The organism is Alteromonas sp. 5E99-2, from assembly GCF_017368475.1.
GTDB lineage: Bacteria > Pseudomonadota > Gammaproteobacteria > Enterobacterales > Alteromonadaceae > Alteromonas_F.
Map to the genome: position 1 here is coordinate 333116 of NZ_JAFNJE010000001.1, position 22813 is coordinate 355928.

Sequence of the window (22813 nt, forward strand, 5' to 3'; positions counted from 1 at the left end):
GTAATTGATGAAGGGAAGCTAATTCACTCTACAAGTGATGGTTACCAATTCTTATGATCATTATCATGCTTAGTGAGTTCGAGTATTTCAATGCTCGACACTTTGTCTTGCAGTGCCAACTTTTGTTTTCTGTTTACCAACAACCATAAGGTACCTAAACCCAGCAGTGATGATATTGCACGCGACAGCAAACGAGTCCATGTGACGGGTTTTTCGTTAGATGAAAACAAGCGTAAACGCCATGCTCGCATACCAAGGGTTTGCCCTCCATTTTTCCAAAACCACAAGAAAAAGCATACCATCCAAAGTAAGCTCCAGATTTGAATAATACCTGTGTACAACCATGACTCTTGAATGGCTTCACTAGGGTGCTGTGCCGCTCCCATAGGTAAAATACCCGTATTCAACAAGAGTACTAATATTCCTGACATTAACATTGCAGACAAGATAGCAATTGCCGTTGCAACTAAGGTGTCGTAAACCATGGCCGCTAAACGTTTGAAAAAGCCTGCCCTTACTTTTGCGCTGTTCTGTGTATTTTTCATGATAAAAACGTCAAGGTATTTAATGGAATGTGTGTCACACTTAAGGTCTGCGTAATAACGCATAAGTATTATTGATATCCCGGAGAATAACATGAAAACCCGCGCTGCTGTTGCCTTTGCACCTAACCAACCTCTTGAAATTGTAGAACTGGATTTAGAAGGACCAAAAGAAGGCGAAGTATTAGTAGAAATTATTGCTACTGGTATTTGCCACACTGACGCTTACACCTTAGATGGTCATGATAGTGAAGGCATATTCCCTTCTGTTTTAGGCCACGAAGGTGCAGGCATTGTTCGCGAAGTCGGCAAAGGCGTAACCAGTGTAAAAGAGGGTGATCACGTTATTCCTTTGTACACGCCCGAATGCCGTGAGTGCAAAACCTGTTTGAGCCAAAAATCAAATTTATGTACCTCTATTCGCGCTACCCAAGGTAAAGGTGTTATGCCCGATGGTACATCCCGATTTAGCTACCAAGGTAAACCTATTTTCCATTACATGGGGTGTTCTACCTTTTCAAATTTCACTGTATTGCCTGAAATTGCCTTAGCCAAAATTCGCAAAGACGCGCCGTTTGAAAAAGCCTGTTATGTGGGTTGTGGTGTAACAACAGGGGTAGGCGCTGTAGTTAATACAGCCAAGGTCACTGCAGGTTCGAATGTGGTGGTATTTGGTCTAGGCGGTATTGGATTAAATGTAATTCAAGGTGCTCGCATGGTTGGTGCTAACAAAATCATTGGTGTTGACCTAAACGACAGTAAAGAAGAATGGGGTCGCAAATTTGGTATGACCGATTTTGTAAACCCGCTAAACGTTGAAAACGTAGTAGAACATATTGTTGCCTTAACCGACGGCGGCGCTGACTATTCCTTTGACTGTACAGGTAACGTAGATGTTATGCGTCAAGCCTTAGAGTGTTGTCACCGTGGCTGGGGAGAAAGTATTGTCATTGGGGTAGCCCCTGCTGGCGCAGAAATATCGACCCGCCCGTTTCAACTGGTCACAGGCCGCGTATGGAAAGGTACCGCTTTTGGTGGCGCTAGAGGTCGTACTGATACACCTAAAATAGTTGATTGGTACATGGACGGGAAAATTGAAATCGACCCTATGATCACTCACACATTCAAATTGGAAGATATCAACAAAGCCTTTGATTTAATGCATAAAGGTGAATCTATTCGCTCGGTTGTGGTGTTTTAAAGGAGCTTAACAACAGTGATTAAGATTATTTCACAAGTGCGTGCCAATGGAGGCACCCAATACGTTGTAGAACACCCGTCTAAGGTTACAGGAACCACGATGACGTTTTCGGCCTTTGTTCCCAACCACCAAGCCGGTACTAAGTTACCTGTATTATGGTATTTATCAGGGCTAACCTGTACTCACGCAAATGTAACCGAAAAAGGGGATTTTCGCCAAGCTTGTGCTAAGCACGGCATTATTTTTATTGCGCCTGATACTAGCCCTCGAGGTGATGAGGTGCCCGACGATAAAGACGGCAATTACGACTTTGGCTTAGGCGCAGGGTTTTATGTGAATGCCACAGAGCCGCCTTTTAACCAGCATTACCATATGCGTGATTACATTGAAAAAGAACTCCCTGAAGTGGTTGCTCAAACCTTTCCCGTAGATTTAAAACGCCAAAGTATTACCGGTCATTCAATGGGTGGTCACGGCGCCCTCACCATTGCCCTTAGAAACCCTGAACAGTTTAAATCTGTATCTGCTTTTGCTCCCATTGTTGCACCTATGCAATGCAGCTGGGGACAAAAAGCGCTGTCGGGTTATCTGGGAACAAACCCAGAAATTTGGCGGGAATACGACACCTGCGCATTAATTGAAGACGGCGCAAAAGTACCTGATATATTGGTAGACCAAGGTACTGCCGATAATTTTTTAGCGGAACAATTAGGTACAGAACACTTGCGCACTGTGTGTGAAAACACAAACCAAACAGCCACAATTCGGATGCAAGAGGGCTACGACCATTCCTATTATTTTATTGCCACTTTTATGCCAGAACATATCGCCTGGCATGCCGATAAACTAAGCGGTTAATATCACAGGAATCGATTTAGATGTAGGTGTGAAAGAACGATCACCTACATTGTCTAAGGCCAACAAAATATTGGTTTCAGGGTAATACGCAGCCAAATTTCCTTGGGGAATATCGTAAAAAACCAAGGTAAACCCTTCAAGTAAACGAGGTATACCTCCATCTTCGACATCAACCGCGGTAAGGGTTACTTTTTGCCCATCAGACATATTCAGTTTTTTAGCATCACTTTCATTAATAAACACCACATCTCGAGCTTGTTTTATGCCTCTGTAACGGTCGTCTAATCCGTAAATAGTGGTATTGTATTGGTCGTGAGAACGCAAAGTCTGAAGTGTGAACACAGTGGATTTATGCGCTTGTATGGCAGCCTCTAGCGCGTCATCAAATACACTTTCGGGTAAGCTCGACGCCGAAAATTGTGCCTTACCTGATTGAGTTTGCCAATTGAACTCTCGCGCACTATTGCCTAAGTAAAACCCTCCTGGTTGGGCAATTTTACTATTGAAGCCATTAAAGCCCTTTACTGTTTTTTCAATAAGATCTCGTATGCGGCTGTAATCGTCAACCAAACTCAACCAATCAACAAGCTTATTGCCTAAAGTGGCCTGAGCCAAGTTGCCCACTATTGCCGTTTCAGATAAACAATCTAAACCTTCAGGCGGAGTGCTGCCCTTAGACCCATGTACCATAGAGAAGGTATCTTCCACAGTAATAACTTGTGGCCCAGAGGCCTGCATATCAATTTCAGTTCGCCCCAAGCAGGGTAAAATAACGGCATTTTCGCTGACCAACAAATGGGTTCGGTTCAACTTGGTTGCAATGTTAACGAGTAACTCCCCTTGGCGAATGGCATCAAAGGTGAATAATGTGTCTGAGGCTGCCGCCGCTAAGTTCCCACCTAAACATATTAACGCTTTACTTTGTTTGCTATGCAGCGCCTTTAACGCTTGCACAACGTTATGTCCGTGGGCTTTTGGCATAGCCTGCCCTGTTGCCTTTTCTAGCGTGTTTAAAAACGCCATGGGAGGCTTTTCATTTATACCAACAGTGCGATTACCTTGTACGTTGCTGTGTCCCCGTACAGGGCATAAACCCGCGCCCTTTTGGCCAATTTGCCCAAATAACAAATGCAAATTAATGATTTCTTGTATGGCAATGACCGAATGCTTGTGTTGTGTCAGTCCCATAGCCCATGTAGATATCACGCGCTTAGCGTTACTGAATAATTCAGCAGCCTGAAAAATAGAGGCTTTATCAATACCCGATTGCGCCTCGATAAGTGACCATGAGGTGCCTTTTATCGCATTCAGGTAATCATCAACACCTTGCGTCTGGCTTTCTATGAATTCAGTATTAAAAGCCGTGTTTTGCTCCACCAGCGCTTTAACCATACCTCGCACTAGTGCAAAGTCGCCGCCTAATTTAGGAGTTAAATACAAATGGCTTATTGTTGTTGCCGCAGGAGTGAGTAATTCAATAGGATCTTGAGGGCTTGCAAACCGTTCTAGGGCCACTTCCTTCAAATTATTTACGCTAACAATAGTGCAATTGTTACGGGCTGCCTTTCGCAGTGCATTCATCATTCTTGGGTGATTTGTGCCTGGGTTTTGCCCAAATACAAAAATAGCATCAGCGTGGTTAAAGTCGTCTAAGGTAACCGTCCCTTTGCCAATTCCAATAGATTCAGTAAGGGCAACACCACTGGCTTCGTGGCACATATTGGAACAGTCAGGGAAGTTATTCGTCCCCAAGCTACGGGCGAATAGCTGATATAAAAACGCAGCTTCATTGCTTGCTCGGCCCGAAGTATAAAACTCAATTTGATTGGGAGACAGTTTTTGAATAGCCGTTGCAACAAACTGAAAGGCCTTTTCCCACGTTATGGGTTCGTAGTGATCTGTACTTTTATTGTATTTAACTGGCTGTGCTAAACGCCCTTGAGATTCTAACCAATGGTCGCTTTGTTGCATTAATTCACTAACTGAATATTGCGCAAAAAATTCAGCGCCTACTTTTAAGTCGGTGGATTCCCAAGCAACCGCTTTTGCGCCATTTTCACAAAACTTAAAACGCCCCGTTTTATCATCACCCCAGGCACAACCTGGGCAGTCAAACCCGTCTGTTTGGTTAACCTTGAGTAAATTTTTAATATTTTGTTTTACTCGCTTACTTCGCAGTAACGACGATGCAGTCGACTTTAATGAAGGTAAACCACCGGCTTTATTTTGGCTCATAGTTTTAACTCACAAATTTTTTCAAAATCAGGCGCTTCAACACCCTTATTTACATGCTGCACTAAGTAGTAAGGTTCGTCCTGCTTAGGAACGTGAATAAGAGTTAAGCCATATTTTCTCGCAAAAGTAACGGCAAACTGAGTAGGTGACGCAAGGCTAATTAACGTAGGAACGCCCATCAGCACGGTTTTTTGCACCAATTCAATGCCACAGCGGCTAGTTACCAACACAGCACCACTTTTCACTGAAATGCGTTGAGCTAACAGATAGCCAAGTAACTTATCCAGTGCATTATGACGGCCAATATCTTCTCTGCAAATGCTAATTTCACCGACGTTAGATAACCAAAACGCTCCGTGTAATGCCCCCGTAGAATCAGCTCTATGCTGATGTTCTCTTAATTGTTCCTTTACCCCACTTAAACTAGCTAAAGTGATGTTTGAGGAGTAGTTTATCGCGGTTAATTCTGGAAATGCTGCGACTAAAGATTCAGTACCGCACAACCCACACCCCGATGCGCCTTTTAATGTGCGTTGTCGTTTTTGGAGCCCACTCAAACTACGATTAGACAAAGTAACTTCAGCAATTAATGCCCCGTAATCAGGCAGTTCGTTACTCACATGAATATCAATATCGTGAATGTCATGTTTGGCCCTAATAACAGATTCACTGTGCAAATAGCCAAAAATAAAATCATCTAAGTCGAAGGGGCTAACCAGAATGACCGAAAAATTAATCCCGTTTAACACTATGGCTAATGGCACTTCTTGGGCTAAATTATTCATAACACTCAGTAATACGTCAGATTAGCAATAAGTTAACGGCACTCTAATGCAAATGAGAGTACCAGACAATGTGCTATAGCATTAAAATGCAACTGGTTTCGCCATAGCTAAAATTCGATTTTTAATGCGGTCATCAACTAATGAGGTGTTTTTATGGTTTGTAATACGATTAATCTCTTTAAGGTGAGGTATTAACTGCTCTTTGTCTTTTGCCGAAAGTTCAAACTGGTTTAAAGTTCTTAACAATGCAATAGAAACACTATTTAAACTTTGGTTTTGTCTTGGTGTTGGGTTGTCATGAGGTGTAGCCAAACCCAACTTAGCCATCACTTCTTGTACTATGTCGCCGTGATATTGAAAGACTGACACCTTGGTTTCACCAAATAGAGCTTCGCATTGAGAAACAAAACCTTGGTAATCTAAATGTTGAGAAAACCATTCAATCTCTAACATCTGAGAAAGGGATAAATCTTTTCCATAACAAGGGTTTCCCATCACTTCTGGGTTGCGTATACATTGCTTATAAAAACTCTCAATAAAGCCCACTGGCTCTCTAAACCACACCCAAATATGGGTATCAAACAATTCAGCTAAAACGGATAACAATTCTTTTGACGCTTCGGGTAAATCCCACCATGAATTATAAATACCTTCAGATGATAGTATGATGGTGTGGGTATCGTCTTTAATTTGGGATATTAGGTTTTTAATGTTTTCTAAGAAATGAGTATGGTGTGTTGTCACCAAGTTCTTTTCAAACCAATGGTGCCTTGGCGCAGTGGGGTTTTGCACTTTATCTAGGTTATGAGGGTATAAAATTCCTTTCCCTCTGAGTTTTCGCTGCTTTTTATCAAGGTAAGTTTGTAAACTTGTAGTACCCGTTTTGGGCGTCCCCACATGAATAATCAGCTTTAACTTTTTTTGATTTGATTGAGTGAAAGGTTTCAGTAATCCGTTTATTTCGTCGTGAAATTCAATTGTTTTATTTCGCATTTAGAACCATTAAGTACTGCTAATTAGTTTGTTGCGGCCCGTTGTTTTAGCCTTGTACATCATTGCATCAGCACAGTTGATTACGTCTCTTAAACTGTTCCCCGAGTTTGCATCAAATTTAGCCACGCCCATCGAGAACGTAATGTCATAACTATCGGGTACACCTTGAACCACTTGTTTTCCTAAATACGTTTTTATATTTTCAAATACGGTTTCAATTTCACTTTCAGTGGAATTGCAAAAAACAAACAACCATTCCTCGCCACCAAATCGACCAAATTCATCCCCTTTTTTCATCGTTTTTTTACATGCTTTGGCAAAAAGTCGTAAAATAAAATCGCCCGCATCATGACCATAGGTGTCATTAAATTGTTTAAATTTATCTAGATCTGCAATTCCAACAAAAAAGTTATGTTTCGGGTTTAATTCGGTTTTAGTGATTTGCTGATCTGCGAACGCTAAAATGGCCCTGCGATTGGGAGCCTCCGTTAAAGGATCGGTCATAGCTAATCGTTCAAATAGCTCCCTTTGCTTTTCTTTATTGTGAAGCGCCCAAAATATTGTCAAAACAAGTAAAACTCCCAAACAGAAAATTAGAAACCAGGCTTTCATCATGTTTTGTTGCTTGGAGATAATAATGGCGTCTAATTTTCGGCTTTCTATTAAGGCTGTGTTGCGACTCTCTATAAGCTCTGTATCAAACCTTACCTTCAGTTTCTGTGCGTTTTGTTTTTGCTGTTCTTCAAACTGTTGCTCAATTAATTCAATATTTTTATTTAGTACCTCGAACCCTGATTTGTATTCACCTTTCTTATAGGCTAAAGATGCAGCAACTGTGTTGTGCATTATTTGCCTTCTAGGAGTATGCAACTCTGTCAGTAATGCCTTACTTTTTAATAAATAAGTCGTTGCGCTATCTAGATCTGACATTCCTATATAGGCTTTAACAATATCGTTGATAGCATCAAACTGAAAAATATTGTCATTAGTTTTGGCGTAATATTGCTCTACCCGTAAAAGAAGCGAAACCGCTTCTTCCCACATTTCTTGAATTAAATAAATTGAAGCTGTGCGGTGCTCTGAAAAAAAGCTTATTGCGGCAAAATCTGCGCTTTCGCCAGAAGTTTTAGCTTTCGTATAAAATTCGATGGCATTAGAATAATCCTCTAATTTGGCGTAATTCCCTGCAATATTGTATTCCAAAATACTTTGTGCATAGGTATTGCCTTTGTCTATCACATAATCATAAGCTTCATTGTGATATTCTAATGCCAATTTGTAATCTTTTAACTCTGTGTATACAGATGCTAACGAATTTAACGCATCTATCATTCCAAATTGATTGCCATCGAGTTTATATATCTCATACCCTTTGGTTAACTCTTCAATTGCCCCATCGAAAAGCTCTAATAAATATAGGCTAGCACCAATACTTAGGTACACTTTGGCTTTTATAAATGAATCGTCCGAAGTCGATATTTGTTGATAAAGCGTCTTGTGCAAATTCAATATTTCCATAACTTTCGCTTCATTATTCAACAACTCTAAATGCAATAAATTAATTCGAATAGATGTCGTTTCGGGAATATTGTTGTTTGCTAACAGTTTTATTTTTTGAAGTACTTCTTCTGCTGTTTTAACTTCATTTAAATAAAGTAAAAGCTCAGCCTTCAACACTAAGCCTTCAATACGCGCCAAATCCCAGTGGTTATCTTCGATGCTTTCTAATAGTGGCTCTAACGAAGATAGGGAATCAACCGGCGAATCAGTTTCTTCACTATGAAGGGATGAGATGGTTGAAATCATCTCAACTTCCGTGGAAATTTTATCTGCTACTGCATATGCACTGAAAGTAACCAGAAAGCACTGCAATAAGATGCCTAACATAAATAGTTTAATTACAAAAAAACCTTGTTACGTAATCTTGCGTTATAAATCAATATAACAACAAGGCTAGTATTATGCATTTAAAAATCAACATGGAATAAATATGTTATCTGTCAATATTATTGAACACAATCTCGATAAAGCATCCATTTACTGAATCAAAATAAAGACACGATTACCAATAACACTTTGTTTTTTGCAATAGTTAACAATGCTTAGGTCACCATAAAAATCGAAATAACGATTAACTTATAAACAATTAACACTAGAATGCGAAAAACGACTTGCAACAAGCAATCACCTCGCTATAATTCGCGACCTACCCAAAATGTAGTCCTCAGTGCCAGAGTGGCGGAATTGGTAGACGCAGTGGATTCAAAATCCACCGCCAGTAATGGTGTGCCGGTTCAAGTCCGGCCTCTGGTACCATATCTTATCGAAGATATAAGTTTAAACTCTATCAGCTAGACAAGAGATAATCATTCATCTCGTTATTTCTAATACTGTTAAAATTCCTAAAACTATACTCTCTTTGTATGCTAACGAGTTAATAAATTCATTCGCTACTTCAGCCTTAATATTCTGAAAATATACAAATGATGGAATAATTAGCGCCAATAAAAAAGGCAGGCTAAATAGCCTGCCCAAACACCATAGTAAGAGGCATGTGGAAATAATGCCTACAAACTATGTTTCTATAGTCACCTCGTTCATAAAAGTGATTAAGCCGTAACACTAATAAGTTGTTGGTCTTCACTTAGGCCAAATTGTTGTGCAATTTGGGTTGCGATATCGGTTGACGACAATGAATCGTCTGACTCAGACGTTAGGCTATCTAGATAATCTGCGACCGATGAAAGATCAACACCTTGATCTTGTGCTGTCGGGTTAGGACGCGGAGGTGGTGGTCCGCCCGCACCGGCTAAATCACCGATTGTTTGTGCGTCAAACCCAGACTCTTCTAACAAGCTCGCGAATTCAGCACTGGGGGTTACGCCAGCATCCGAGAAGGTTTCAACAATGCTCGCCGCATCTTCACTGCTTAAATTATTTGCATCGAAGTTACTCAGAGTATCCTGAATCAACGCGGTTTGTTCTTCATCTAGTGAAGCTTCCCGAGCTTGGGGTGGAGGTGGTGGTCTAAAACTGCTATTACTTACTGAATCTACCATAATGTATTCCTACAAAATATTGTGATTAAAATGCGTTTTACGACGTTGCCTGACTACCCTTATTCACCTCATATCGGCAATTCGCAATATAAAGTATATATAAGGTAATAAAAAACAATGTGGAGAAATTGTGGAGGTTACATGTTGCTAAAACTTGTTCTTGTAAATAACCGCTGAATTTATTATCTATGTGGTATCTTTGAATTTTGAACTTAGCAATATCATTTTAATAAACGGCATGATCAGTAAAACATGCTTTTTAAGGTACGAACCCATGAAAAAACTTATAATATTAATATTGAGCATGGTGGCAATTACCGCTTGCACTTCTGAAGCTCCAACAAGTGAAAGCGGCTCACCTATAGAAATTAAAGCCGTGGTAATTACCATGTTTGAAATAGGTGAGGATGAAGGAGACAAACCCGGAGAATTTCAATTATGGAAAGAAAACTACGGACTAAATAAAAAATTTGAGTTCCCACAAGGCCATCATGACTTGTATCTCAATACAGAGAAAGGCGTTCTTGGCATTGTCACAGGGATGGGTATGGCTAAAGCATCCACAGCGATAATGGCATTAGGTTTAGACCCTCGCTTTGATTTTACTCATGCTTATTGGTTAGTTGCAGGGATAGCAGGTATCGATCCTGAGGATGGCACCCTTGGAACAGCAGCGTGGGCGGAATATATAATCGATGGCGACCTCGCACATGAAATAGACTCAAGAGAAATACCTAAAGATTGGACCACTGGCTACTTTCCTCTTTTTGCCAATGAGCCCTACCCCACGCAACAATCAACAAACACTCATCACGCTCCAAATGGTGAGTTCTATCAGTTAAATGGTGGACTAGTAAACTGGGCCTTTGACTTAACAAAAAACATTAAGCTTCAAGACACAGATGCAATGCTCCATCTTCGTTCCCAGTATGTTGAACACCCACTAGCATTAGAGCCGCCAAAAGTCATTAAGGGCGATCAGGTCGCCGCATCGACTTTCTGGCACGGTAAATTAATGAACCAGTGGGCAAATGACTGGACCCAATATTGGACTAAAGGCAAGGGTAATTTTGTAACTTCAGCGATGGAAGATACGGGCAGTTATCAAGCTTTGATTTATCTCACCAATGCAGGAAAAGCAGATAAATCTCGATTCATGGTATTGCGAACGGCAAGTAATTTCACTATGCAGCCTCCAGGGCTAACCGCAGCACAAAATTTAGCCGCTGAAAGCGCAGAAGCTGGCTACGCTGGCATGAACCCCGCACTTAACGCAGCTTATGTGGTAGGCAGCACTGTTTTAGACGAAATTGTCGATAATTGGGACAGCTATAAAATAGATCCCCCATCTAAGTAGCGCCAAAAGGCGCTTTCAATTTATCGTATATAGGTATGCTTATTTAGCTGCGAAAGCGCCTTCAGATGCAGCAAACCACGGAGATAGATATTCAGCTTCAACAACCTGAATGTCGTCGGTGTTTGGTTTGCGCCACCCAACGGCAACACCTTCTGCGCCTTCGCCTTCTTTGTGCATAACTTCAAAGTAATATCGTTTGCCAGCTTGCAACTTGATTGGCGTGGATTCTTGATAGTCGTAATCGAACCAGCTATACGGTGGTGTCCACCATTTAACTTGAGCTCTCATACTCGCATTTTCAACACTAGTATCGCTACTTAGCCAAAATTCACAGTGATTATCTCCTGAAATATAGAAGGTATAATCTCCATCCTCTGGGGCTTCAATGAAACCTCTTAAACGGCTGCCAAAATTATCGGCAATTTCACTCGAAACCACCTCTAAATCTCCACTCACTTCTTCGACTAAATCTGGAGAATAAGGGAAATTAGGCGAATTCGACAACGCATCTAAACTTCCACCAGCCACATTTGACCACACTTCACGTGTAAAACTGCCGTTGTTTTTAAATTTAATGTCAATAACCGACAGTGTGGCGGGGTCATCCTTAAATGACACCATTCGATAAACCCCTTCGGTTCTTAGTGCAAGACGGTCAATGTTCGACAATGTGGAACTAAATACATAGCTTTTCTGATTAATAGATAAGTCTATACTTCTACTGACTTGCCCCCACCGTTGATCAGAAAAGTAAGTTATCACACCGCTATGATCTACCATATGTTGCACTGTGGTGTTACTGGCACCAACTGGTGATTCAAAAGCAGCTCCCCATGTTTGAGTGTCAGGATCCCAGGTATTTATTTTTGCTTGATAAGGTAAATAAGTTGAACCGGAGTCGTTTGAATACCATCGCTGTACCGTAATAGATGGAATATTTTGACCATCTGTAAAAATGCCTGCAAAGTTCCAATAATACTCGCCATTCCCCGCAGTTTCGACTATATCAGCTTGACTATCACCAGCATCAACACGCATTGGAAGGCTAGAAATTGTGCTCCCGTCAGCACGATGAAATGTAACACCACCATCATCCGAATAGGCGTAAACAATATGACTGGCATTAACGACATTAGGGTCGTTATTTATGGTAGCTGCGAAATGCATACGATTGTTCGTATCAAAATCAAGCGTAGTCATAAAACCTTGATAAGGCGTACCATCATTGCCATCGTCTTCCCAAAGAATACTTGGATATAACGCAGTAAAACTCGTTGAAGGTGCAAGTCCACCTCGAGCCGTCCAACTTTGGCTGTCCGTATCGTAATAGTATAGACTGACCGCTCTTACCCCGACAAAGTAACCACTTTTCAAGTTAGTCCGAGCAATCATATACAGGCCCATATTACGATCATTATAGAAGCGTGAATAGGTAAAACCGAATCCAGGTATAGAACGGCTGCTGTTGTCGCCTTGAAACGTGAAACTCGAAACATCTTCGGCTGAATCAGACACCCAATACATAGCATTTGCACTAGTAAATTTTGATAAATATGTAGGGGTATTTTCGCCGACGACAGTGGGGTTGAAATTATGCATGTCTCCCACTACATGTATAAATCCATTTTTATCGATCCCAAGAGAAAAGGTATGATGAGAATCAGCATGCACTTGGTAGTTATCATCAGGGTCTAAACGCTGAGTCGTTGTGCCGCTAGACGTGATTTTTGTTAGTTGAGGATGCCTATTCCCATCAACCCAAACAAAATAAGTTGCGCCATTAAATGTTGTTAACGCGCTGTTCAAGTTAGTTGGAATTAAACTCACATTGTTTTCAATGTCATGGGTAACATCGGTTGTTTCAAACAGTGTTGTTACTGTGGCTTGCTCACTCGAAACATCATAAGCTATCGCTACGTTCGTATTAATAATCAGAGCTACAAAAATCAGAAGGGAGTAAAACGTTTTTTTCATTATCATAATAACCTTTTCCAGTTTAATTGATTAAGCGATAAGAAGGCTTAATGCCACTTACCTATTTCACTTTAAAACTGTATAAAGTATAGGTACGTTTTTACCCAGTTAACGTTATTCGGCCCCTGGCTTTTTGCCTCCCAACGCATTTCTGAGATTAAAAGTAATATTTGCTAAGTCTTCCAAATGTTCACTTCCGATTAGATCTTCAATATAGTTATCTATCCCAGTCCAAACACGTGATATGTCATCAATGGTCGCAGTGCCCTTGCCGGTTAGACATTAATAAATGTCTTTTCGCGTTCCTAGCATCTTTTTCGACCTTAATGAAGTTCAACGCAATTAATCGCGCTACCGTTGCTCAAGAATAGGTAGAAGTGATAGAGGCGTAAATGCAGCCCGCATTGCTGATTTCATTGAAGCATTTAATAAGTGAGTTATTCTCTCTTAAAACATGTGTCTTAAAGTATTGAGCTTAAAAGTAACTTAAGCTCAATACTTTAAAAATGGATAGGTGTAGTACTCAAAGGGAATTAGCTTGTTTTTAGGTCTGCTTGTAATAATGGCTATGATTATACTCAAAATGCTTCTTCACTTTGAGCAACGTTTTTTGCTGTCTATTGCTTATATATTATCCTTGTTTTGCCCTTTCATTCGTATAAAATATTCCGCTAACAATTAACCGAGCATGCTATTTTGCAATTCAGAAAAGATATAAATGGGCTTAGAGCCATTGCCGTAATAGCTGTTGTGTTATTTCACTTTAATTCCTCTTGGATGTCTGGTGGTTTTGCTGGAGTTGATGTCTTTTTTGTTATCTCAGGTTTTTTAATGACAGGGATAATATTCAGAGGAATAGAGCAAGATAACTTTTCTATATTGAAGTTCTATGTCGCCAGAGCAAACAGGATTATTCCCGCATTGGCAGCGCTGTGTTTCGTTTTATTAGCGTTTGGGTTGCTCTATCTGCCCCCTTTAGATAATGAAGCATTAGGTAAGCATGTGGGAAGTAGTATGGGCTTCTTATCTAATATTATATATTGGAGAGAGTCAGGCTATTTTGATGCATCATCACACGAAAAATGGTTATTACATACTTGGTCTCTATCAGCTGAATGGCAGTTTTATATAATCTACCCATTAGCGCTTGTCGCTATGCGACGATTTATGTCGGTAAAGGCGATGAAAGTAGCTTTGTTACTTGGAACTGCTTTAGGTTTTGCTTTTTGCGCCTTCGCTACCTCCAAATGGCCTGACCCTGCTTACTATCTGTTACCAACAAGAGCTTGGGAAATGATGATAGGAGGTGTTGCCTATCTTTACCCCATCACTTTAAAAGAAGAAAGAAAAAGATTTTTAGAATGGTTTGGTTTAGCATTAATCATCGGCTCTTACTTTTTAATTTCAAAAAATACCCCTTGGCCCGGTCATTTAGCCATTTTTCCTGTTTTAGGGTCTTTTCTAGTTATTCAAGCACAACGTAACGATAGCCTTATCACAAGCAATGTGATATTTCAGAAATTAGGCACTTGGTCTTATTCTATCTATCTATGGCACTGGCCTTTAGTTGTCGCTATTTTCTATTTTTCATTAAATGAAATGTTTATTTATCTCGGCATAGCGCTATCAGTGTTGTTTGGATTTTTAAGCAATAAATATATTGAGAAAATCAAATTTAGAAATGACTTTAAAAGTTTTAAAACCTATTTTAAATGCAAGCCACTTTATATGGTTTTGGTCATTGGTTTTGTAGGTTTAGTAACGTTTAAAGAAAATGGCTTTATTAAATTAGCACCTGTTGAGTATCAATCACTAATTCTTAATGTAAAACCAAGCCCGTATAGAGATAAATGCCATATAAAGCAATATCAAAACCCTGCAGACGCTTGTGAGTATTTTACAGGTGACATATCGTGGGCAACGTTTGGGGATAGTCATTCTATTGAATTAGCCTATGCCTTAGCAATGAAATTAAAGCATGATGGTGTTGGCCTGAAGCATTTCAGTTTTTCTGGCTGTAGACCATCTTACAATGAAGATGAAAGTTTTAGCCAATGTGCAAAGTGGTATAACGAAACTGTAACCTATATATTAGATGACAAAAACATAAGGAATGTTGTTTTTAATCATCGATTTACCTCTACTTTACTAGGAGGAAATCCTGCAAATTATCCTTTGCATGATAATTCAGTACTAACAAATGAAGTAACCCGAATAGTTAAACATATAGATGAGCTAATCACTTTACTCGCTTCACATAAAGATAATGTTTATGTGTTTTATCCTATACCTGAACTGCCGCGAAATGTATCTCTGTTAATCGGGCGAGCATTTAGAAATAAAAGTAACACACATGATATACCAGGCACTGATGTAGCTTGGTATGAGGAAAGAAATAAATTTATTATCAATCATTTTGATAACGCTAACTACCCCAAAAATGTTCACCTATTGAAGCCTCAGGATGTCTTTTGTGATATTCGTAGTTGCTATGCCGTAAAAGATGGTATTCCTTTGTATTTCGATGATGATCACCCTTCAATATTAGGCGCGCAGAAGTTAGTTGAGCTTATAAAATAGGCCAACAATAAGTTGTCAGATTTATATAATACTTCTGATAACTTATATCTTGTGTTCAGCAATAACGTTTCCCTAACTACCTAAAACCGCACTAGCGTTGCTTCATCTTGGCAAACAGCCTGCCTCTGCTCTTTATTCGACATAAATAAACCTACATGTTGCTTGAAACAGTCGGGCGCAGTTAATGCAATAAAATGTACGCCGTCAGTGATATCAACAAAGGATACTTGACCCAGTTTAGCCAATTCAGAAGCATGTGTTTTTGCCGCATTAAAATGCGTTTTGGGATCTAGCGTTCCTTGCAAAATTAAGGTTTTTGGCAGATTAGTGGGTAATTTTGCGTAATAGTCGTCTTTTTCATAGGTGGGCATGCTATTTTCTGCCATTAGGCCGGTTAATGGGCTAGTGAACAACAATCCTGCTTCTTCTTTTTTCACATCGCTTTTGGTTAAATTGGGCCTGAGATTATTTTCTGAAGCAGTAATAATTTGAACCAAAGGAATAGACGAACCAAAATTAGCGTAACCTAAATTGAGCTCAGAGTAATAAGCAGTCACATCGTTTATCGCTTTTTCTAACGCTGATGTATTGCCATTCGACAATGAGCGAATAATCTTGGGTATCTCATTTCTAATAGAAGGAATATCTAATAATACTCCCAATGTATTCGACAGACTTGCATCAGGTAAATTTTCCGAAAAATCTTTTAGGTTATTTGATTTTGCAATTAATTTGGAAAGAGACTCTTTTATTGACTCTGACGTTTTACCACCACATTTACCTGAATGATTGCATTTATCTAATAATTCTTTGCCAACGGAATCAACAACGTGAGACCGCTTACTGAGCCCATAACGACTATCGTTTTGCATAGGAACCAAAGAATCCAAAATTAACCCGTCAATGTTTAAACCGTCTAATTGCGCAGTTCTTAATGCCAATTGAGTACCATAGGAGACACCGTAGATAAAGGTTTCCCCTTCCCCACTCATGGTATTCACAAGCTGACGTAAATCTTTTGCCGCATTAGTGATAGTAAATCCCTGTACATGCTCTACATTCCCATACATATGTGCAAAGCACGCCCCCCATTCTTCTCCGACAAGAGACTTCCCTGCAACTGATTCAACATCTTCTCCAGGGCAGATAGAACTAGAAAACCCCGTTCCTCTATGATCGGGAACAAAAATATCAAAATTAACAAATACGTCTCTGTAGGTATCAATGATTGAATAAAAGCTGGCGCCAGATTCGCCGGGACCACCGGCTATTAACCAAACCGACCCGTGACGTTCTTTTAAAGACGGAAACTTCCTAACAAATAAATCAATTTGTGTTTTATCGCTCGCTGTATATGTCAGAGGAACCGAAACGACAGCACATTGCGAGGAGGTTAGCTCAGCATTTTCTGCTGCATCATTACAGGTTGTAAACTCATTCGCCCAGCTCGTCTTTATAAAAAGAAAACACGTTAGAAAGACAAGTTTTTTCATTTTTAATCCTTTAATTTTCACCCAGAATACATGAAATGCTGAATCCGAAGGTATCAACATGAAATCCACAGGTAAATTTGTTTTATGAAATTTAGCCCGCCTATTTCGTAAGAAAATGTTGCAACTATAGACTAGTGCTCATTATTTATTCACATTGGTACCAACCTTAATATCCTCACATACATTGTGCCACTGCCATCAAGTTCTCTTCAGTTAATGTATTGAATCGGCCCAGTTATATCGCGATATTGATTGAGGTGAAATCATACAGGGTGATTGTACGCTGGATTCTTCTATGATGGTTTTAGCTAATGAGCTCGAAAATGAAACTAAAATAAATGTAATAGTTACTCATTTTTTATACTAATATTTATTGGTATTGGACTCTGTATTAATTAATATAAGGATGTTGAACCTAAAATGAAGGTGTCTATGTATCGAAAAAAATCAAACTTATACAGACCTTCGCGGACGTTAGTTTGTGTGTAAATTAACTATCAAAATTGAAACTGACTGTATTGCCCTCCTAAATACTTTCTTCTTATTAACGTGTTTATACACTTCTTGTGTTTCTGCAACCGTATCGTCGAATGAAATCTCACAATCAGAAAAACTGGAACAAGCTTACGCATTGCGTAGCTCCTCTCCAGAGAAAGCAAAAACTATGCTAGCATCTGTTTCGCGCCGTCAGCTTAATCCTTTGCAACAAGATAAGTTCGATTATTTATTAGCTTATAGCTATTTCATTAATGGGGAAATAAACAGTGCAATTGAAGCCTTCAGCGCATTAGCAAATAACGCCCAAACAGAGGAGTTTATTCAAACATCACTAGCGTCTTTAGTGTCACTATACAGTGCAACGCAAGACTGGACCAATGCTCAAAAATTACTGGATCGTGTGTTACCTTTTACTAACGCTAGTAACACATTACCCTCAAGAGAAAATGCATTAACAGCAGTTATCAACTACTACAACCAAGTAGACGAACTAGAATTATTAGCGCAATTTATTAAGCCTCTGCTTAGTGAAAATTTGAGTTTACGATTTCATTGTCACGCCTATTTTGAATGGTTCAATGCTGTGGTTGAATTAGATCTTAACCAATTAAATGAACAACGCTTTGAAAGTGCGCTGGAGCAATGCAATGAATTAAATGAACCCATTATCACTTACGCTATTTATGAAAACTTTGCCAGATACCTTTTCTATTCAGGGAAAACTGACAAGGCGTTAAAAATGCTCAATATTCATCTTCAACAGGCCGCGGCAGTGGGTTACTCTGCACTCACTCAGGAATATTATGAGCTGTTAGGGAAAATATACCTTACTACAAATCAATTAATTGAAGCTCAAGTGTTTGCCAACAAGGCTATAGCGCTTGAAATACCTAATGTCGCCACACCATCAAATATTGCCGCCCATGAGACCTTATACAAAGTTGCAGAGAAACAAGGTAATTTTGAGCAAGCCTTTTATCACTACCGCACTTTTGCAGAATTAAACTCACGAAAAATAGATAACAAGAACGCTAAAACCCTAGCAATTCAAAAATCCAAATTCGATAGCGAACAGAAAACGAGTAAAATTGATTTATTAGATAAAGAAAATGCGCTGTTGAAAAGTAACGCTCTTTTAGCGAAAAAAAGTAATGTTATCCAGAATTTATTAATCGTTATTTTTATGCTCTTTTGTTTAGGGCTTGGTTACTGGTTGCTGAAAAAGCACAAAAGTTATATACAAGTGAGGGAGCTGTCCCAACAAGATGAATTGACCGGCTTAGCAAATAGCCGACACTTTAAAAGCCGTGCAGCGGATATAATCAGACAAGCCAAAGAGCAGAATAAGGCGATTAGTTTTGTTATGTTCGACCTAGATGACTTTAAAAATATTAATGACGAATATGGCCATCGAATCGGTGATTTCGCTCTTGAAGGCGCAGCAAAAGCAGCGAAGAGTCAATGTCGGCAAAACGATTTTATAGGTCGGCTTGGCGGAGAGGAGTTTTGTGTCCTGATGGAAGATTGTGATGCCTTACAAGCTCAAGAATTTGCTGAGTCATGTCGTGCTGAAATAGAGAAAATACTAAAAGAGGAACGGCTTTCAATTAAAGTAACTGCTAGTTTTGGCGTATCGGATACTCACATTACTCAATACTCATTCAAATCCTTGTATAACTCCGCAGACCAAGCCATGTACATCGCGAAACGCAAAGGTAAAAATCGTGTTGAATGCGCAAAAAAAATGGTTATTCAATCACTGGGTGAATAACGTTCATAAGCTGATAGTGTAGTTAAAGTAACGATGACATAAAGGTTATGACTCCAGTTTTCGCCTCTGGAGTCATACAACACAATTATTTATCTAGCTGAACTTGGCCATTTACAGTCGAGATATTCACCTTAGCACTACCGCCATTATGAGAGAATTTTAACCACCGACTAGGGCCGTACTTGGCTTTTTCCACCTTGTCGTCGGATAATTTATTGGTTATATTGCCACCTGCATGGGCCTCAATATCAAATCTAGCTGATACCTCTTCTTGAAAATACAATCGAATTGCCCCTCCTACCGATGAAGCGTTTAACTCTCCGTCATTTTGCATCTGTAAATGAGCTTCAATAGCCCCATTCACTGTTTCGATGTTTAGTTGGCTGATCTCTCCTAAGTTTAAATCGATATTTCCATTTACTGAGCCCACTTGAATATCACCGCTTTCAGTGGTGACATCGATATTACCATTCACCGATTTATAACTGCCTTCCTTACCATTTGAATCACGGGAGACAATAGAACCATTCACTGTTTCTATTTCCACATCCCCCTCTAACTTATCAGCCTCGATGTTACCGTTAACAGACTCAAGGCGAACTCGGCCTAACAGTTCTTTGGCATCAATAGAGCCGTTGACCGTTTCAATTCTACTGCCACCTTCAACCCCTTTAAACACTACATTTGCGTTAATAGCGTTATAAGAAACCTTGCTTTGTTTTGGAACATATATGGTCAGGTCATCGCCATCATCGGCGCTATTTTTCTTCCAATCACTCCCCTTTTTCACTTTAACCTTAATCAAAACCTCGTTATCGTCTTTCTCAAAAATGAACTTCTTAGTTCTATCCCCCAAGGTACCTTCTACCTTCACCTCAGCCTTGTCCCACACTTGCACATTGGCTGAACCATTCACATGTACTATCTGCACATGAGCATCTTTTGCTGCATCTAAAGACCGATCAATTTCTTCGCCAGCCAAGGCCAACCAACTCATACCAAACAAACTTACGCTTAATAACAACCTTTTCATTTTTGCTCTCCTGCCCATCAAAGGACTTAAATTTGTGACCACTTAGGTGAATGCACACGCTCAATTAAATTAATTTGCTGCTGATGCACACTTTGCAACATCCTCAACAAAGCCATGTTGTTAGGTTCATTTTTTAACGCCATCTTTATCGCATCGGCGGCGTCATCTAATTCCGATAATTGCTGTTGCCAGTTTTCAGTTAAAGCGGGTTGGTCTTGAAATGTCACCAACAAGGCCTCTTTTTGCTTAACGTGTTGTTCGCTCAACGCCCTAACTAAGTCTTCACCACTTAACCTGTTCGGTTGGTAGTTAAGCGACAGCCAACCAATCAGTCCAAATACGGCGACGGTCGCAACCAATAAATGTAACTTTTTGCCAACCAAACTATTAGTATTTGTTTCTTGCAATCTAGGGTCATGGGTTAACGCCAATTCAATGCCTTGCCATAAATCCTTTTCTGGCTGTTTTTCTTCTTTTATCTCAGTTAACTGCTTCTCTAACTTCTGTTCAAAAGAGCTATTAGTCATTTCCCATCCACTCCTTCAACAATTGTTTAGCACGGTGAAATTGCGCCTTGCTTGACCCCACAGCCATACCTGTCATGGTGGCAATGTCATCATGGCGATAACCTTCAATAGCATGTAACACAAATACAATACGGGCTCTTTCCGGCAACCTAATAATATGCCCTTCTAGATCGACGCTACAGGAGGACGCTTCAGCTTCTGCATTCATAGCGACCGAATCTTCTATATTAAATATGTTTTGTATCCAGCTTTTTTGTTTGCGTAAATACGAGATAGTAATGTTCGACGCAACTGTGTGTAACCAAGTAGAAAACTTGCTATCACCTTTGTAATTACCAATCTTTCTCCACAACTGAATAAACACTTCTTGAGTCGTATCCTCAGCTAACATCTTGTCACCGGTTAGCCGATAACAGAGTCCATACACCCGCCCAATATATTGTTGGTACAACATGTGATAAGCCTGTTTGTTTCCGTCTTGCACCGCTTTTATTAAGTCCCACTCAGTTTTAGTGGCGAACTTATTTTGGGCAGCAACATTTCCTTGATTATTCAAATGGGTGTCTTGTTATCTTGTGTTAAAAGGTTAGTCGCAGGGTAAGTCACAAAGGTTTAAATCGCCTAAAAAAATTTTATAAAACAAAAACATTGTGTTTACTATTGGAATAAGTAAAGTCGAGGTGATTTTTTAATCTAGTGCAATTGCATTGAAAATAAGGGTGAAAATGAAATTTATACTTGTTTGTTTATTACTGTGTGCATCCTCACATGGCTTAGCCGAAAATACCACAACGACCATTGAAACCATTCAAGTATTACCAGAAGGGTTCGAAAAGCCCATTGAATATAAGGTTACCCTGCCCCAGAATTATGCCACCGATCTAGATAAAGAGTACTTCGTTCTATTTGACTTACACCCAAAAAGCCAAATGTATATTTCAGGTATGCACGATTGGTTAAGCCACAACGGTGAATGGCCTTGGTTAGAAACCATTATTGTAACGCCAGCTGACTACCACGAAGAATTTGCATCGACCTTTACCCGTTTAGTTAATGACCCTAAAGACCAAAGTATTTTAGATGTGATTGAAAAAGGGGTTTTAAGAACAGTAGACGAGAAATACCGAACCAATGGGTACAAAATATATAACGGCTTTATGGGTAATGGCGCCCTTGGCTTATACGTTTTATTGAATAGACCAACTATGTTTAATGCCTATCTGATAGCCAGCCCCGCATTAGCCGGTGACTTCGGAAATGTAATACTAGATGCGCCTGAAAAATTAACATTAAGCAATAAACAAAGTACCTTTTTATATATGGCAATAGGTAACCACGGTTACGAACGTTCTCATGTACTTCCCTTTAAACAGTTTGAACAGGAATTACAAAACCTGCCGAAGGGTAAACTGCAATGGACAACCAATAACAGTGAACACCACGCTTATATGTCTCGTCCAGTCATCACCTTACTCAACGGTATTGAGGCATTATTTGACGATATCCACAATGACCTTTCGCCCGATTCCGATATTTCCAAACAAGGCCCTGACGCAATCATTCGCTATTATGAAACACTATCGAAAGAGAAGTATGGGTTTACCGTATCGGCAGAAGGCTCTTTAAAAGCCTTGGCGAAATCACTTGTTGAACAAAACCCTAAAGCGGCCATTGAAATATATGAAAGAGTGACACAACGCTACCCCAATTCTGCGTATGCTTATGCTTCATTAGCAAAAGCCTATGCCGACCAAGGGGAAATTCATAAAGCAATACAGATACAGCAAATAGCCGTTGAGAAATCTAAATCTATGGTGCAATGGCACCAAAACAAACATCAACAATATTTAGATGAATTTAAGGCTATGTTGGATAATTCATCTAAATAACTTTTATAGATTGGTTAA

General features: G+C 39.7%; 17 protein-coding genes and 1 tRNA gene. 7 read left to right on the forward strand and 11 right to left on the reverse strand.

The features are described 5' to 3' along the window. Positions 1-41 precede the first annotated feature (41 nt). The gene (locus J3L16_RS01545; RefSeq protein ID WP_207611102.1) at positions 42-545 is read right to left on the reverse strand and encodes an RDD family protein; all 504 of its coding nucleotides are present in this window, start codon (positions 543-545) and stop codon (positions 42-44) included. Between the two features lie 91 nt (positions 546-636). Here J3L16_RS01545 and J3L16_RS01550 point away from each other — a divergent pair, with 91 nt between their 5' ends. Then, positions 637-1743, forward strand: a complete 1107-nt coding sequence (locus J3L16_RS01550; RefSeq protein ID WP_207611103.1) for an S-(hydroxymethyl)glutathione dehydrogenase/class III alcohol dehydrogenase — start codon at positions 637-639, stop codon at positions 1741-1743. 15 nt (positions 1744-1758) lie between these two features. Further along, on the forward strand, positions 1759-2601 hold the full coding sequence (fghA, locus tag J3L16_RS01555) for an S-formylglutathione hydrolase (RefSeq protein ID WP_347564625.1): 843 nt from the start codon (positions 1759-1761) through the stop codon (positions 2599-2601). Here the strand turns inward: fghA and J3L16_RS01560 are convergent. The 4 genes from J3L16_RS01560 to J3L16_RS01575 all read right to left on the reverse strand — a co-directional run bounded on the left by J3L16_RS01560 (position 2590) and on the right by J3L16_RS01575 (position 8501). Continuing rightward, positions 2590-4836 carry an FdhF/YdeP family oxidoreductase gene (locus J3L16_RS01560; RefSeq protein WP_207611104.1) on the reverse strand — a complete coding sequence of 749 codons (2247 nt, stop codon included), beginning with the start codon at positions 4834-4836 and terminating at the stop codon, positions 2590-2592. The genes fghA and J3L16_RS01560 overlap by 12 nt on opposite strands. Beyond that, entirely contained in the window at positions 4833-5621 is a 789-nt protein-coding gene (gene fdhD / locus J3L16_RS01565) for a formate dehydrogenase accessory sulfurtransferase FdhD (RefSeq protein ID WP_207611105.1), read from the reverse strand. The genes J3L16_RS01560 and fdhD overlap by 4 nt, the downstream gene beginning before the upstream one ends. 81 nt (positions 5622-5702) lie before the next feature. Continuing rightward, positions 5703-6614: a sulfotransferase family protein gene (locus J3L16_RS01570; RefSeq protein ID WP_207611106.1), complete on the reverse strand. Its 912-nt coding sequence runs from the start codon at positions 6612-6614 to the stop codon at positions 5703-5705. A 9-nt stretch (positions 6615-6623) separates the two neighbouring features. Beyond that, positions 6624-8501 carry a tetratricopeptide repeat-containing diguanylate cyclase gene (locus J3L16_RS01575; protein WP_207611107.1) on the reverse strand — a complete coding sequence of 626 codons (1878 nt, stop codon included), beginning with the start codon at positions 8499-8501 and terminating at the stop codon, positions 6624-6626. 342 nt (positions 8502-8843) lie between these two features. Here J3L16_RS01575 and J3L16_RS01580 point away from each other — a divergent pair. Beyond that, positions 8844-8930 (forward strand) — tRNA-Leu (locus J3L16_RS01580). A gap of 293 nt (positions 8931-9223) precedes the next feature. Here the strand turns inward: J3L16_RS01580 and J3L16_RS01585 are convergent. Further along, positions 9224-9673 carry a hypothetical protein gene (locus J3L16_RS01585; protein ID WP_207611108.1) on the reverse strand — a complete coding sequence of 150 codons (450 nt, stop codon included), beginning with the start codon at positions 9671-9673 and terminating at the stop codon, positions 9224-9226. A 274-nt stretch (positions 9674-9947) separates the two neighbouring features. On the opposite strand from J3L16_RS01585, the gene J3L16_RS01590 reads away from it, so the two are divergent. Continuing rightward, complete coding sequence (locus tag J3L16_RS01590) at positions 9948-11030, forward strand: purine nucleoside permease (RefSeq protein ID WP_207611109.1); 1083 nt, start codon at positions 9948-9950, stop codon at positions 11028-11030. A 39-nt stretch (positions 11031-11069) separates the two neighbouring features. On the opposite strand, the gene J3L16_RS01595 is transcribed toward J3L16_RS01590, so the two are convergent. Then, complete coding sequence (locus tag J3L16_RS01595; protein ID WP_207611110.1) at positions 11070-13004, reverse strand: BNR-4 repeat-containing protein; 1935 nt, start codon at positions 13002-13004, stop codon at positions 11070-11072. Positions 13005-13700: 696 nt separating this feature from the next. On the opposite strand from J3L16_RS01595, the gene J3L16_RS01605 reads away from it, so the two are divergent. Then, positions 13701-15584, forward strand: a complete 1884-nt coding sequence (locus J3L16_RS01605; RefSeq protein WP_207611111.1) for an acyltransferase family protein — start codon at positions 13701-13703, stop codon at positions 15582-15584. Between the two features lie 80 nt (positions 15585-15664). On the opposite strand, the gene J3L16_RS01610 is transcribed toward J3L16_RS01605, so the two are convergent. Continuing rightward, positions 15665-17077 (reverse strand): alpha/beta fold hydrolase, encoded by a 1413-nt coding sequence (locus J3L16_RS01610; RefSeq protein ID WP_207611112.1) that lies wholly within the window; start codon positions 17075-17077, stop codon positions 15665-15667. A 481-nt stretch (positions 17078-17558) separates the two neighbouring features. On the opposite strand from J3L16_RS01610, the gene J3L16_RS16515 reads away from it, so the two are divergent. After that, entirely contained in the window at positions 17559-19346 is a 1788-nt protein-coding gene (locus tag J3L16_RS16515) for a tetratricopeptide repeat-containing diguanylate cyclase (protein ID WP_207611113.1), read from the forward strand. A gap of 85 nt (positions 19347-19431) precedes the next feature. Here J3L16_RS16515 and J3L16_RS01620 read toward each other — a convergent pair whose 3' ends face one another. From J3L16_RS01620 to J3L16_RS01630, 3 genes are read right to left on the reverse strand one after another with little or no spacing between them, the layout of a single operon-like run. Then, a complete protein-coding gene (locus tag J3L16_RS01620) occupies positions 19432-20379 on the reverse strand; it encodes a hypothetical protein (protein ID WP_207611114.1) in 948 nt (315 codons plus the stop codon). 26 nt (positions 20380-20405) lie between these two features. After that, positions 20406-20906, reverse strand: coding sequence for a hypothetical protein (locus tag J3L16_RS01625; protein WP_207611115.1), 501 nt, complete (start codon positions 20904-20906; stop codon positions 20406-20408). Then, a complete protein-coding gene (locus J3L16_RS01630) occupies positions 20899-21462 on the reverse strand; it encodes a sigma-70 family RNA polymerase sigma factor (protein ID WP_207611116.1) in 564 nt (187 codons plus the stop codon). The genes J3L16_RS01625 and J3L16_RS01630 overlap by 8 nt, the downstream gene beginning before the upstream one ends. 169 nt (positions 21463-21631) lie before the next feature. On the opposite strand from J3L16_RS01630, the gene J3L16_RS01635 reads away from it, so the two are divergent. Beyond that, positions 21632-22795 (forward strand): tetratricopeptide repeat protein, encoded by a 1164-nt coding sequence (locus tag J3L16_RS01635; RefSeq protein ID WP_207611117.1) that lies wholly within the window; start codon positions 21632-21634, stop codon positions 22793-22795. The last annotated feature ends 18 nt before the right edge of the window (positions 22796-22813 follow it).

Coding starts and splice junctions, on each gene's coding strand:
- J3L16_RS01585 (WP_207611108.1), bottom strand. CDS start 9,673: ATGGTAGATTCAGTAAGTAATAGCAGTTTTAGACCACCACCTCCACCC.
- J3L16_RS01635 (WP_207611117.1), top strand. CDS start 21,632: ATGAAATTTATACTTGTTTGTTTATTACTGTGTGCATCCTCACATGGC.
- J3L16_RS01570 (WP_207611106.1), bottom strand. CDS start 6,614: ATGCGAAATAAAACAATTGAATTTCACGACGAAATAAACGGATTACTG.
- J3L16_RS01560 (WP_207611104.1), bottom strand. CDS start 4,836: ATGAGCCAAAATAAAGCCGGTGGTTTACCTTCATTAAAGTCGACTGCA.
- J3L16_RS01620 (WP_207611114.1), bottom strand. CDS start 20,379: ATGAAAAGGTTGTTATTAAGCGTAAGTTTGTTTGGTATGAGTTGGTTG.
- J3L16_RS01545 (WP_207611102.1), bottom strand. CDS start 545: ATGAAAAATACACAGAACAGCGCAAAAGTAAGGGCAGGCTTTTTCAAA.
- J3L16_RS01595 (WP_207611110.1), bottom strand. CDS start 13,004: ATGAAAAAAACGTTTTACTCCCTTCTGATTTTTGTAGCTCTGATTATT.
- J3L16_RS01625 (WP_207611115.1), bottom strand. CDS start 20,906: ATGACTAATAGCTCTTTTGAACAGAAGTTAGAGAAGCAGTTAACTGAG.
- J3L16_RS01590 (WP_207611109.1), top strand. CDS start 9,948: ATGAAAAAACTTATAATATTAATATTGAGCATGGTGGCAATTACCGCT.
- J3L16_RS01610 (WP_207611112.1), bottom strand. CDS start 17,077: ATGAAAAAACTTGTCTTTCTAACGTGTTTTCTTTTTATAAAGACGAGC.
- fdhD (WP_207611105.1), bottom strand. CDS start 5,621: ATGAATAATTTAGCCCAAGAAGTGCCATTAGCCATAGTGTTAAACGGG.
- J3L16_RS01550 (WP_207611103.1), top strand. CDS start 637: ATGAAAACCCGCGCTGCTGTTGCCTTTGCACCTAACCAACCTCTTGAA.
- J3L16_RS01575 (WP_207611107.1), bottom strand. CDS start 8,501: ATGTTAGGCATCTTATTGCAGTGCTTTCTGGTTACTTTCAGTGCATAT.